The sequence below is a fragment of the Stutzerimonas stutzeri genome, from assembly GCF_009789555.1.
GTDB lineage: Bacteria > Pseudomonadota > Gammaproteobacteria > Pseudomonadales > Pseudomonadaceae > Stutzerimonas > Stutzerimonas stutzeri_R.
The window spans coordinates 3,982,273-3,994,797 of sequence record NZ_CP046902.1 but is presented as its reverse complement, the minus strand read 5'-3'; the positions used below and the strand labels follow the sequence as shown (position 1 = coordinate 3,994,797).

At 62.5% G+C, this 12,525-nt stretch carries 13 protein-coding genes; 11 read left to right on the top strand and 2 right to left on the bottom strand.

Features of this window, described 5'->3' with window-relative positions:
* The first annotated feature begins 26 nt into the window (after positions 1-26).
* Genes GQA94_RS18495 through murB form a run of 4 tightly spaced genes read left to right on the top strand, consistent with a single transcriptional unit; the run spans position 27 to position 2,456 of the window.
* Positions 27-212, top strand: a complete 186-nt coding sequence (locus GQA94_RS18495) for a Trm112 family protein (protein WP_158189379.1) — start codon at positions 27-29, stop codon at positions 210-212.
* Positions 209-973, top strand: a complete 765-nt coding sequence (gene kdsB, locus GQA94_RS18490) for a 3-deoxy-manno-octulosonate cytidylyltransferase (protein WP_158189378.1) — start codon at positions 209-211, stop codon at positions 971-973. The genes GQA94_RS18495 and kdsB overlap by 4 nt, the downstream gene beginning before the upstream one ends.
* Before the next feature lie 2 nt (positions 974-975).
* Positions 976-1,440: a low molecular weight protein-tyrosine-phosphatase gene (locus GQA94_RS18485; protein ID WP_158189377.1), complete on the top strand. Its 465-nt coding sequence runs from the start codon at positions 976-978 to the stop codon at positions 1,438-1,440.
* Positions 1,437-2,456: a UDP-N-acetylmuramate dehydrogenase gene (murB, locus tag GQA94_RS18480; protein ID WP_158189376.1), complete on the top strand. Its 1,020-nt coding sequence runs from the start codon at positions 1,437-1,439 to the stop codon at positions 2,454-2,456. Before GQA94_RS18485 ends, murB begins: the two co-directional genes overlap by 4 nt.
* Before the next feature lie 230 nt (positions 2,457-2,686).
* Here the strand turns inward: murB and rne are convergent, their stop codons facing one another.
* On the bottom strand, positions 2,687-5,869 hold the full coding sequence (gene rne, locus GQA94_RS18475) for a ribonuclease E (protein ID WP_199270065.1): 3,183 nt from the start codon (positions 5,867-5,869) through the stop codon (positions 2,687-2,689).
* Between the two features lie 553 nt (positions 5,870-6,422).
* On the opposite strand from rne, the gene rluC reads away from it, so the two are divergent.
* From rluC to GQA94_RS18460, 3 genes are read left to right on the top strand one after another with little or no spacing between them, the layout of a single operon-like run.
* Positions 6,423-7,376, top strand: a complete 954-nt coding sequence (gene rluC / locus GQA94_RS18470) for a 23S rRNA pseudouridine(955/2504/2580) synthase RluC (protein WP_158189375.1) — start codon at positions 6,423-6,425, stop codon at positions 7,374-7,376.
* Positions 7,369-8,055: an HAD-IA family hydrolase gene (locus GQA94_RS18465; protein WP_158189374.1), complete on the top strand. Its 687-nt coding sequence runs from the start codon at positions 7,369-7,371 to the stop codon at positions 8,053-8,055. The genes rluC and GQA94_RS18465 overlap by 8 nt, the downstream gene beginning before the upstream one ends.
* A complete protein-coding gene (locus GQA94_RS18460; RefSeq protein ID WP_158189373.1) occupies positions 8,045-9,028 on the top strand; it encodes a S49 family peptidase in 984 nt (327 codons plus the stop codon). The genes GQA94_RS18465 and GQA94_RS18460 overlap by 11 nt, the downstream gene beginning before the upstream one ends.
* A gap of 17 nt (positions 9,029-9,045) precedes the next feature.
* Here the strand turns inward: GQA94_RS18460 and GQA94_RS18455 are convergent, their stop codons facing one another.
* Entirely contained in the window at positions 9,046-9,624 is a 579-nt protein-coding gene (locus tag GQA94_RS18455) for a Maf family protein (protein ID WP_158189372.1), read from the bottom strand.
* A 104-nt stretch (positions 9,625-9,728) separates the two neighbouring features.
* Here GQA94_RS18455 and GQA94_RS18450 point away from each other — a divergent pair, with 104 nt between their 5' ends.
* Genes GQA94_RS18450 through fabD form a run of 4 tightly spaced genes read left to right on the top strand, consistent with a single transcriptional unit; the run spans position 9,729 to position 12,524 of the window.
* Positions 9,729-10,256, top strand: a complete 528-nt coding sequence (locus GQA94_RS18450) for a YceD family protein (RefSeq protein ID WP_158189371.1) — start codon at positions 9,729-9,731, stop codon at positions 10,254-10,256.
* A gap of 12 nt (positions 10,257-10,268) precedes the next feature.
* Complete coding sequence (rpmF, locus tag GQA94_RS18445; RefSeq protein WP_019342480.1) at positions 10,269-10,451, top strand: 50S ribosomal protein L32; 183 nt, start codon at positions 10,269-10,271, stop codon at positions 10,449-10,451.
* A gap of 3 nt (positions 10,452-10,454) precedes the next feature.
* Entirely contained in the window at positions 10,455-11,525 is a 1,071-nt protein-coding gene (gene plsX, locus GQA94_RS18440; protein ID WP_158189370.1) for a phosphate acyltransferase PlsX, read from the top strand.
* A gap of 60 nt (positions 11,526-11,585) precedes the next feature.
* Complete coding sequence (fabD, locus tag GQA94_RS18435; protein WP_158189369.1) at positions 11,586-12,524, top strand: ACP S-malonyltransferase; 939 nt, start codon at positions 11,586-11,588, stop codon at positions 12,522-12,524.
* Position 12,525: the final 1 nt, after the last annotated feature.

Here is a 12,525-nt window from a genome sequence, read left to right as displayed (position 1 = left end):
CAGTCGGCAGCATCCAAGGACTGCGCATGGATACCAAACTGCTCGATATTCTCGCCTGCCCGCTCTGCAAGGGCCCGCTGAAGCTGACCGAAGACAAATTCGAACTGATCTGCAAGGCCGACGGTATGGCGTTTCCGGTGCGGGACGGCATCCCGGTAATGCTCGAAAGCGAAGCGCGGACTCTTGAAGTGGACGAGCGCCTGGACAAATGAGCAGCCCTTACACCGTCGTGATACCGGCGCGCTACGCGTCCAGCCGCTTGCCCGGCAAGCCGCTGCAGGATATCGCTGGCAAGCCGATGATTCGCCATGTCTGGGAACAAGCCTGCCAAAGCAATGCGCAACAGGTGGTGGTCGCCACCGATGACACGCGAATTGTCGATGCGTGCAATGGTTTTGGCGCGCAGGTGTTGCTGACGCGCGTGGACCACAATTCGGGCACCGATCGTCTCGCCGAAGTCGCGGCCAAGCTGGGCCTTGCGTCTGATGCCATCGTCGTCAACGTGCAGGGCGATGAGCCGTTGATTCCTCCATCGATCATCGACCAGGTCGCCCGCAATCTCGCCGCGCATCCGGAAGCGGCCATCGCCACGCTTGCCGAGCCCATCAGCGATCCGCAGTCGCTGTTCAACCCCAACGTCGTCAAGGTGCTTGGCGATATCAATGGCTTGGCGCTGACCTTCAGTCGCGCACCGTTGCCCTGGGCGCGGGACGAGTTCGCCCGCGACCGGGATACGCTTGCCGCGGGTGTCCCCTATCGGCGGCATATCGGCATTTATGCCTACCGGGCCGGATTTTTGGCCGACTTCGTCGCCTGGGGGCCTTGCTGGCTGGAAAACACCGAATGCCTCGAGCAACTGCGAGCGCTCTGGCATGGCAAGCGGATTCACGTCGCCGATGCGATCGAAGCTCCGCCGGCCGGCGTCGATACCGCCGAAGATCTCGAGCGTGTGCGCAAGCAGCTCGGAGCCTGAGCGTGAATATCCTGTTCGTCTGCATGGGTAACATCTGCCGATCACCCACCGCTGAAGCCGTGTTTCGCACCTATGCACGAAATGCCGGGCTGGCTGAGCGGCTGGTGATTGATTCGGCCGGCACCGGTGGCTGGCATGTTGGCAAGGGGCCGGATCAGCGCGCGTGCCTGGCGGCTGCCAGGCGAGGCTACGATCTGAGTGCGCTGAGAGCGAGGCAGGTGACGGTCGACGATTTCCAGCGTTTCGATCTGATTCTGGCCATGGACCATGACAACCTGGAGCGGCTGCAGGCGCTGCGCCCCCAAGGCGCGCGCGGAACGCTCGATCTGTTGCTGCGCCGATACAAGCTGGATGACCACGCTGTTCCAGATCCCTACTTCGGCGGCGAGGATGGGTTCGAAAGGGTGCTCGACTTGATCGAGACCGCCTCTGCTGCGCTACTCGACGAAGTCAGGGAGCGTCTGTGACACTGCTCATCGAACCGAATCGCTCGCTCAAGGCGTTCAACACCTTCGCTGTCGAGGCGCGCGCGGCACGCTTCACCGAGGCGCATGACGATAAGGATGTAACCGAGGCGCTCGCGGAGGCGCGACGCCTTGGTCTGCCGTTATGGGTGCTCGGCGGCGGCAGCAACCTGGTCCTTACCACTGATGTGGAGGCGCTGGTATTGCGCATGGCCAGCCAAGGTATGCGGCTGCTCGAGGACGACGGTGAACGGGTTGTGATCGAGGCGGAGGCGGGGGAAGCCTGGCATCCGTTCGTGTTGCGCAGCCTGGCGCTCGGCCTGTCCGGTCTGGAAAATCTCAGCCTGATTCCGGGGACGGTCGGCGCCGCACCGATCCAGAATGTCGGCGCATATGGCGTCGAGATCAAAGACGTCTTCGACGGGCTGACGGCGCTGGACCGTGCAACGGGACGTCTGGTTGAGTTCGGTCTGCAGGCATGCGCGTTCGGCTATCGCGACAGCTTGTTCAAACGTCAGGCCGGGCGCTACATCATTCTTCGGGTGCGCTTCGCGCTGCGGCGCACGGCGCACCTCAAGCTCGAATACGGACCACTGCGGCAGTGGCTTGATCAGCACGCTATCGATGCTCCAGGCCCGCTGGATGTGAGCCGTGCGGTCTGTGCGATTCGTAGCGAAAAGCTGCCTGATCCGCGGGTGCTGGGCAATGCCGGCAGTTTCTTCAAGAACCCGCTGGTTTCTCGGTCGGTGGCTGATGCGCTGCTGGCTCGATTCCCGGATATGGTCGCGTTTGCGCAAGACGATGGGCAGGTCAAGCTGGCGGCTGGCTGGTTGATCGAGCGCGCCGGCTGGAAAGGCTATCGGGACGGTGATGCGGGCGTGCACAGGCTGCAGGCGCTGGTGCTCGTCAACTATGGTCGGGCCACCGGCCAGCAGATAGTGGACCTGGCCCAGCGCATCCAGGCTGACATTGCCGAGCGTTTTGGCGTGCAGTTGGAAATAGAGCCGAACATCGTCTGATCGAAACGCCGTCCGTTTCGTCGTGACGTCATCCTCAGCAGTCCGTGGATCGGGCCGACGGAGCCGTCAGGTTTGACCCTTGCAGAGCGCCTGACCGGGCGCGCGCGTCCCCTGCAGCAGGCGGCGGTTCGCCGCGTGCTGCCCAGCGATTCGCCGGCAGGGCCTTCATTCAAAAGAGGGCGGATAAAAAAAGGGATGCCGAAGCATCCCTTTTTTGTAGCCGTGCCCGGTCAGTTTTGACGCTTGGCGACGTCATCCTGCTCAGCCGTTTGGTCAGCGGCCTCGGGCTCGGCGTCCGCGGTGGGCTTGGTCGGCTCTACCTCGGGCTGGACCGTTTCGGCGAGGACCGGCTCGGCTTCTGGTTCGGCCGTGTGTGGCTCAGCGGCCGGTTCAACAGCCTGCTGGTCATCGCTGGCGGTGACGACCGGTTGCTCGACCGGTGCCTCGACCGCTGGTTCGCTGACCACGATTTCCGGACTGGCCGGCTCTGCCAGGGCCTGTGCTTCAGCGGACGCCTTCGCCTCAGCAGCGGCTTTCGCTTCAGCTTCGGCTGCTTCCTTGGCCAGGCGCTCCTGCTCGAGGCGGCGACGACGCACTTCGCGTGGGTCGTTAGGTGCGCGGCCGCTAGCGGTCAGCGCCGGGGCGGCTGGCTCGGCCGGAGCGGGAGCGGGTTGCTCGGCGGCAGGAACGGCAGCGGGTTCTACGACCTCGCGCTCTACCGCAGGCGCTTCTGGCTGACTGGCTTCCTGCGGGGCAGGGGTCGGCTCGGCCAACGGAGCAGCGGCTTCGACTTCGGCTTCCGCTTCCGCTGACGGCGCTACGAGCGCGTCGGCCGGCTCGGTGGCCTGCGCTTGCACAACGGTTTCGTTGACAGTTTCGGTGGGCTGCGCAACGACCGGCGTGTCCTCGGTCGCGTTCGCTGGCTGCGCCGCCGGAAGCGTTGTGTCGGTATCTGCCGTGTTCGCCGCCAGGGCGGCAGCTGTCGCGGCAATGGCGACCTGCTCGGATTTCACCGGTGCATTGCTTTCGCTGACTTCGGCAGTGGAGCTCTCGGCTTCGTCACCGATCTCGTTGCCGTTGGCATCACGCTGACGATCACGGCGGTTACTGCGGCGACGCTGACCACGGGAGCGGCGACGTGGGCGATCGCTGCCTTCGGTCGATTCCTGGTCGTCCTGGGCGATTTGCTCCGCATCGTTCTGCTGCAGTTCTTCCGTGTCTACGCTTTGCTCGACGCGAGGTTTGCGCTCTTCGCGAGGCGGGCGCGGTTTGCGCTCGGTAATTTCCTCGCTGATCGCGGCAGCCGGCACGATCTGGGCGGGCTCATCGAGCGGTGCGCGCAGTTCGCGCTTACGCTCTTCGCGGGGCTGACGGTCTTCACGAGGCGTGCGTTCACGGCGTGGTTGCGGTTGCGGCGCCGGGCTGTCGTTGAGTTCGACCGGCTCGCGAGGCTCTCGGGCTTCGCGTGGCTTGCGCTCTTCGCGCGGGGCACGCGGCTGACGCTCTTCGCGGGCCGGGCGCTCTTCACGTGGGGCGCGTTCTTCGCGTGGCGCACGCTCCTCGCGTGGCTTGCGCTCTTCGTCGCGGTTACTGCGTGAGTCACGGCGGCGATTTTGCTGGCGACCGCTGCGACGCTCATCGTTGCGCTGAGGACGAGTGCTCGCCGCGGGTTTCTTCTGGACTTCGGCGGCCGGTGCTTCCTGCTTGCCGGCGAACAGGCCAACCAGGGACTTGACCAGACCTTTGAACAGGCTCGGCTCCTGGATTGCGGGCGCGGCGGCTTCGACTGGCGCGGCGGTCGGGGTCGGTGCGGGGGCGGTCCGTGGGGGCGCTGTTTTCACGGCGGCTTCCTGACGAACCAGCGTGCGAGTGGAGCTGACCGGTTGGGCTTCCTCGACTTCGGTCGGGCTCATTTCATAGCTGGCCTGACCGGCGATGATCTCCGGGCTGTCATCGCGAAGACGTTGCACTTCAAAGTGCGGCGTTTCCAGATGATCGTCCGGCAGGATGAAGATGCGCGCGCGGGTGCGCAGTTCGATCTTGGTGATGGCGTTGCGCTTTTCGTTGAGCAGGAACGCGGCGACCTGGAAGGGTACGCGCGCCCGGACCTCGGCGGTGCGGTCCTTGAGGGCTTCTTCCTCGATCAGGCGCAGGATTGCCAGGGATAGCGACTCGACGTCACGAATGATGCCCTGACCGTTACAGCGCGGGCAGACGATGCCACTGGTTTCGCCGAGCGATGGGCGCAGGCGTTGCCGCGACATTTCCAGAAGGCCGAAGCGCGAGATGCGGCCAACTTGAATGCGGGCGCGGTCGGCTTCGAGTGCCTCACGGACCTTTTCTTCGACGGCGCGCTGGTTCTTCGCCGGCGTCATGTCGATGAAGTCGATGACGATCAGGCCGCCGATGTCCCGCAGACGCAGCTGGCGGGCGATTTCCTCGGCCGCTTCCAGGTTGGTCTGCAGTGCGGTTTCCTCGATGTCGCCGCCCTTGGTGGCGCGTGCCGAGTTGATGTCGATCGAGACCAGGGCTTCGGTCGGGTCGATGACGATCGAACCACCGGACGGCAGCTTCACTTCACGCTGGAAGGCCGTTTCGATCTGGCTTTCGATCTGGAAACGATTGAACAGCGGCACGCTGTCTTCGTACAGCTTGATCTTGCTGGCGTACTGCGGCATGACCTGCTGGATGAAGGAAAGGGCTTCGTTCTGGGCCTCGACGCTGTCGATCAGTACTTCGCCGATGTCCTGGCGCAGGTAGTCGCGAATGGCGCGGATGATGACATTGGATTCCTGGTAGATCAGGAAGGGCGCGGGGCGGTCCTGCGAGGCTTCCTTGACTGCGCTCCAGAGCTGCAGCAGGTAGTCCAGGTCCCATTGCATTTCTTCGCTGGAGCGACCGAGACCGGCGGTGCGGACGATCAGCCCCATGTCGGCGGGGATATCGAGGCCGTTCAAAGCCTCACGCAGTTCGTTGCGTTCTTCGCCTTCGATACGGCGGGAGATGCCACCCGCGCGCGGGTTGTTCGGCATCAGCACGAGGTAGCGGCCTGCGAGGCTGATGAAGGTGGTCAGGGCTGCGCCCTTGTTGCCACGTTCTTCCTTCTCGACCTGGACGATGACTTCCTGGCCTTCGCTCAGTACTTCCTTGATATTGACCCGGCCTTCAGGGGCCTTCTTGAAGTACTCGCGGGAGATTTCCTTGAGGGGGAGAAAGCCGTGGCGGTCGGCGCCGAAATCCACGAACGCGGCTTCGAGGCTGGGCTCGACGCGGGTGATCTTGCCTTTGTAGATGTTGGCTTTCTTCTGTTCACGGGCGCCGGATTCGATATCGAGATCGAACAGGCGCTGGCCGTCAACCAGTGCGACACGCAACTCTTCGGGTTGAGTTGCGTTAATTAGCATTCTTTTCATGTAGTACCGTCGGTTTCCAGGGCAGCGGAAACGGCGTTCGGCACACACGACTCTCGCGGTCGGTGTCAGGTGAGTCAGGAATGGTTGTAAGGCACTCCAGTGTCCAGCGATGTGAGGCCAGTTGGGCCAGCGTCGCGACGACGTCTCCTGCTTGCTGTCGAAACAGAAGCAATGGTTCGGGAGGAGGAATCAGCAATCGGTAGCGGACGAAATGAAGCGTCTATGAAAGCCTTTGCTACGCAATCCGATGGCTGTACATCTCCACCCAACACTCATACTTTGAAAATCGGGTGCCGCTCACAGAATCCGGGAGCGGGTTGTCGATTATCGCGCTTCCCCAGCAGGGTTGCGCATCATGTCTTCAAGGCTTGTTTCGGGGCTTCACCGCTACTTGAGGGAAGCTCCGTCGGACGGCCTCACGTCCTCGAGCATTGCTGGGTCAGGAATGGCGGTTTCGCTGGCATTCGATGACCTGGCCACTTTTGGCGGCGTTCGGGACTATAACAGCAATGTTTAAGTGCTTCAAATCCATGAAAATTGATATCATCGACCGATGACCAATACCCCCTCTCAGACCTCCGGCGTGCAAATGCTCGAAGTCTCGCCGGAGCTTGCCGGCCAGCGCATCGACAACTTTCTCCGTAACCAGCTCAAGGGTGTGCCCAAGACCTTGATATACCGCATCCTGCGCAAGGGCGAAGTGCGGGTGAACAAGGGGCGGATCAAGCCGGAGTACAAGCTTCAGGCCGGCGATGTGGTGCGGGTGCCGCCGCTTCGGCTGCCTGAGCGCGACGAGGTGGCTCCGGTGGCGCAGGGGCTCCTCGAGCGCCTCGAGGCGGCCATCGTCCATGAAGACAAGGCGCTCATTGTGCTGAACAAGCCTGCCGGCATTGCGGTGCATGGCGGCAGTGGGCTGAGCTTTGGCGTCATCGAGGCGCTGCGTCAGTTGCGACCCGATGCGAAGGAACTGGAGCTGGTGCATCGTCTCGATCGCGATACTTCCGGTCTGCTCATGATTGCCAAGAAGCGCAGCATGCTGCGCCATTTGCACCAGGCGCTTCGGGGCGATGGCGTCGACAAGCGTTACATGGCACTCGTCAGGGGGCGCTGGGAAACGAGCAGGAAGCAAGTCAGCGCACCGCTGTTGAAAAACACCCTGCGCTCGGGCGAGCGGATGGTCGAGGTCACGGAAGAGGGCAAGGAGGCGCTGACGCTTTTCCGCGTGCTGCGTCGCTTCGGTGATTTCGCGACGTTGGTCGAGGCTCGGCCGATCACCGGTCGTACCCACCAGATCCGCGTGCATGCGCTTCACGCAGGGCATGGCATCGCTGGCGACAGCAAATACGGTGATGAGGAATTTTCCCGGGTTATTCGCGACCTGGGTGGCAAGCGCCTGTTTCTGCATGCTTACGCCCTGACGGTGCCGCTGCCTGATGGCGGCGAGCTGCGTCTGGAGGCGCCGGTCGATGAGCTTTGGGCGCGGACGCTGGAGCGGTTGGGTGAATAGGTATGAGCTGCTGATCTTCGACTGGGATGGAACCCTGGTGGATTCCATCGACCGTATCGTCCAGTCCATTTCTGTCGCGGCCGCCCGCTGTGCGCTGCCGCCGCTCGATGAAAGGGCGATAAAGGGCATCATCGGGTTGGGGTTGCCCGAGGCGATTGCAGCGTTGTATCCCCATGTCACGGATGTGGGGACCGCTGAGGCCTTCCGTCGTGCCTATGCCGACCACTATTTGTCGCTCGAGGCCGAGCCCTCGGCGCTTTATCCGGGGGTCGCCCAGGCGTTGCAGCAATTTCGTGATCAGGGGCATCTGCTTGCCGTTGCGACCGGAAAGGGGCGTCGTGGGCTGGACCGAGTGCTGCAAGGGCAGGGGTGGACCGATTTTTTCGATGTGACCCGTTGCGCAGATGAAACCGCCAGCAAGCCTGATCCGTTGATGATTCATGAAATCCTGGCACATTGCGGGGTCGGCCCCGAGCGGGCCCTGATGATCGGGGACTCGGTGTTCGATCTCGAGATGGCCCGGCGCGCGGGCGTCGACAGCGTTGCGGTCTCCTATGGTGCGCAGCCGCTCGAGGTGCTGCAGGCATGCTCGCCGAGCATGACCATCAATCGTTTTTCGGAGCTTGGCGATTGGCTGCGCTCCGCTCGTACAGCTGAGGTCGTTGCGTATGTCGGATGAATGGAAAGAGCCGGTGAACGAACAGAAGGAAGATCGCAACAGCTGGAAGCTGCTTGAGAAGACGCTGCTGGCCGGCGTGCAGGAGCAGCGGCGGGCCCGGCGCTGGGGGATCTTCTTCAAGTTGCTGACGTTCGCCTATCTCTTCGTCGCGCTGCTGATCTTCTCGCCGCTGTTGCAGTTCGGCGACACCAAGCGTGCGAGCAGCGGTCACACGGCAGTCATCAACGTGCGTGGGATGATCGCTGACGAAGAGCCGGCGAGTGCCGACAATATCGTCGGGGCGCTCCGGGCCGCTTTCGAAGACGCCGGCACGAAGGGTGTGGTGCTGCGGATCAACAGTCCGGGCGGCAGTCCAGTGCAGTCAGGCTACATTTACGACGAGATTCGTCGTTTGCGTGGCGAATACCCCGCAGTGAAGGTCTACGCGGTGATCACCGATCTGGGCGCTTCGGGCGCTTATTACATTGCCAGTGCCGCGGACGAAATCTACGCCGACAAGTCGAGCCTGGTCGGATCCATTGGCGTGACCGCGGCGACCTTCGGCTTTGTCGAGACGATGGATAAGCTGGGGGTGGAGCGCCGGGTTTATACGTCGGGCGAGCACAAGGCATTCCTCGATCCCTTCCAGCCTGAAAAACCGGAAGAAACCGAGTTCTGGCGCGGCGTACTCGGCACTACTCATCGCCAGTTCATAGACAGCGTCAAGCAGGGGCGTGGCGATCGGCTGCAGGTCGCCGAGCATCCCGAGCTGTTCTCGGGGCTCATCTGGTCCGGCGAGCAGGCGCTCGAGCTTGGTCTGATCGATGGCCTCGGCAGTACAAGCTACGTGGCGCGTGAAGTGATCGGTGAGCAAGAGCTGATGGATTTCACCGTCAAGGACTCGCCCCTGGATCGATTCACCAAGAAACTCGGTGCCAGCATCGCATCGCAGCTGGCAATGTGGATGGGCTACCAGGGGCCGCAGTTGCGCTAGCGGGGTCTTTGTGGCGCTCAGGGTACTTCGATCCCTGCGTTGTTCAGCATGTCGACCAGCCGGATCAGTGGCAATCCGATCAGGCTGGTGACGTCTGATCCTTCGGTCGCGCGGAACAGGCTGATCCCCAGGCCTTCGGCCTTGAAGCTGCCGGCGCAATCGTATGGCTGTTCAGTATGCAGGTAGCGCTCGATCTGGCGGTCGTCCAGCGACCGGAAATGCACGGTGAAGCTGACGCAGTCGATCTCGATCGTGCTGGCGCGGCTGTCCAGCAGTGCCAGTCCGGTTAGAAAGCTCACACTGTTGCCGCTGCAGGCGCGCAATTGCTGCTTCGCCCGGTCGAAGGTGTGAGGTTTACCCAGGATGCGTTGCCCGAGCACCGCGACCTGGTCAGAACCGATGATCAGGTGGTCCGGGTGAGTTGACGCCAGTGCCCGAGCCTTTTCGCTGGCGAGTCGGCGTACCAGTTGTTCCGGGGGCTCGTTTGCCTGTGCGGTTTCATCTATTTGCGGGGCGCTGCAATCAAATGTCAGGCGCAGTCGCGAGAGCAGTTCGCGTCGATACGGGGAGCTGGATGCGAGAAGCAGGCGGCGCATTTTCCTTCCTTTTATATAGGGGCTCGATCACTGGTCGGCCGAGCTCGATTGTGCGGGTGAATTCCTTTGACAGTCGAGGGGCGCATCCCTAGAATGCCGCGCTTATGTTGAAAGGACCAATACCTCCGCACGTTGACCCGCGCAAGCTCGCAGACCGAGCGGCCACCCTGAAGGGTGAGCTGCAACTGTCCGAGCTGAAGCGGCTCGTCGATCCTCTTGAGGACGACAAGGGTGTGGTGCGCGCCAGTTTCGACTTTGGGCGCGACGAGCAGCGGACTCTGGTTATCCATAGCGAGCTGGACGTTGAGGTCACGATGATTTGCCAGCGTTGTCTGGAGCCGGTTGTTCTGCCTATTCACAGCGCATGCGATTATGCCGTGGTGAATGAAGGGTCGAGCAGCCAGCACCTGCCCAAGGGCTACGACGTGCTGGAAGTGGGAGAGGATCCTCTGGATCTGCTGGCGCTGGTTGAAGAGGAGCTTCTGCTCGCTCTTCCGATTGTTCCACTCCATGACCAAGAAGTTTGCCAGCCGCCGGCTGGGCCTGATGAGCCCGAGCCGAATGAGGACGAGGTATCGCGGTCCAACCCGTTCAGCGTACTGGCTCAGTTAAAGCGTGACCCAAACGTTTAGGAGTTGATCCCAATGGCTGTTCAGCAGAACAAAAAATCCCGTTCCGCCCGTGACATGCGTCGTTCGCACGACGCGCTCGAGCCGAACGCCCTGTCCGTGGAAAAGAGCACTGGCGAAGTACACCTGCGCCACCACGTTTCCCCGGAAGGTTTCTACCGTGGTCGTAAAGTGATCGACAAGGGCGCTGACGAGTAAATCTTGTCTGCTCCGATCATAGCGATCGATGCAATGGGTGGGGATTTCGGTCCCCACTGCATTGTTCCGGCCAGTCTCCACTGTCTGGCTGAAGTCCCCTCGCTGCATCTGGCCCTGGTTGGCCAATCCTCTGTTCTCGAAGAAATCATTGCCCGCCACCGGGTTGTGGATCGCGCTCGCCTGACGATTGTCGATGCCGATGAAGTGATCGGGATGGATGAGCGTCCGACGCAGGCCTTGCGTGGCAAGCCGCGCTCCTCCATGCGCGTCGCCCTGGAATTGGTGCGCGACGGTCAGGCCCAGGCATGCGTCAGCGCTGGCAATACGGGCGCCTTGATGGCGCTTGCCCGCCATGTACTGAAGACGTTGCCGGGGGTCGACCGGCCGGCCATGACCACGGCTATCCCTACGCTCGATGGTGCGTGCCTGCTGCTTGATCTTGGCGCAAACGTGGATTGTACGGCCGAACAGCTCTACCAGTTCGCGGTGATGGGGTCCGTTGCAGCGCAGAGCCTCGGTATCGAGCAGCCGCGCGTCTCGTTGCTCAATGTCGGCACCGAAGACATCAAGGGAAACCAGCAGGTCAAGGCGGCTGCCGCGCTTCTGCAGCAGGCAGGCGACATCAACTACTGCGGCTTCGTCGAGGGCGACGGGCTGTTTCGCGGTGAGACGGATGTGGCGGTGTGCGATGGCTTCGTCGGCAATATCCTGCTCAAGTCCAGTGAAGGTTTGGCGCATATGGTCGGCTTGCGCGTCGAGGCTCTTTTTCGCCGGTCACTGGTTTCGCGCCTCGTGGGCGCGCTGGCCCTGCCATTATTGCGGCAGCTGCGCAGCGATCTGAGGCCTGCGCAATACAATGGCGCGAGCTTTCTCGGGCTCCAGGGTATTGTCGTGAAAAGTCACGGCAGTGCAGGTTCCGAGGGTTTCCGATCGGCTATCCTGCGCGCAGCTCATGACGTGGAGCGCAATCTGCCGGAGCTGCTGCATAGCCGCCTCGAGCAGCTACTCGTGACCAATCGGTCGCAAGACGGCGCCGGTGATGTGACCACCACCGGCGGGTCGTCATCCAACTGACAATTCGGTGCGTCCTCGTGGCGTATTCTTTCTGACGAACAACCACAAGAGAGCCGTTTCATGTCCGCATCACTTGCATTCGTCTTTCCGGGGCAGGGCTCCCAGGCCCTTGGCATGCTTGCCGAGCATGGCGCCCAGCATTCCCTGGTGATCGATACCTTCGCTGAAGCATCGTCCGTGCTCGGCTACGACCTCTGGGCACTCTCCCAGCAGGGCCCCGAGGAGCAACTGAATCAGACCGACAAGACCCAGCCTGCCATCCTCACCGCCTCGATTGCACTCTGGCGTCTGTGGTCGGCCGAGGGTGGGGCACAACCAGCCTTCGTCGCAGGTCACAGTCTGGGTGAGTATTCTGCGCTGGTTGCAGCGGGCAGCCTCCCGTTCGCTGACGCCGTGAAGTTGGTTGAGTTGCGGGGCCAGCTCATGCAGCAAGCCGTTCCGGCTGGTACTGGCGGTATGGCGGCGATCCTTGGTCTGGACGATGCCGATGTGCTGGCGGCCTGTGACGAAGCGGCGCAGGGCGAAGTCGTCAGCGCCGTCAATTTCAATGCGCCTGGCCAGGTCGTGATCGCCGGTAGCGCCGCCGCCGTGGCGCGAGCCATCGAGGTCTGCAAGGCCAAGGGCGCCAAGCGCGCGATGCCGCTGCCCGTCAGCGTGCCGTCACATTGTGCGCTGATGCGCCCGGCGGCCGAGCGCTTCGCGGACTCCGTCACGGCGGCCGCGTGGCAGGCGCCTGGGATTCCGTTGGTCCAGAATGTCAGTGCGGCGATCGTATCGGACCTCGATACGCTCAAGCATGATCTCCTGGCTCAGCTCTACAGCCCGGTTCGCTGGGTCGAGACCATTGTCGCGTTGAATGCCCAGGGCGTGACCGATTTGGTCGAATGCGGTCCGGGCAAGGTGCTGTCCGGTCTCAACAAGCGCTGCGTCAAGGGCATCAACACCTACAATCTGGACACCCCAGAAGCCTTTGCCGCCACTCGTGGCGCATTGGCCTGAA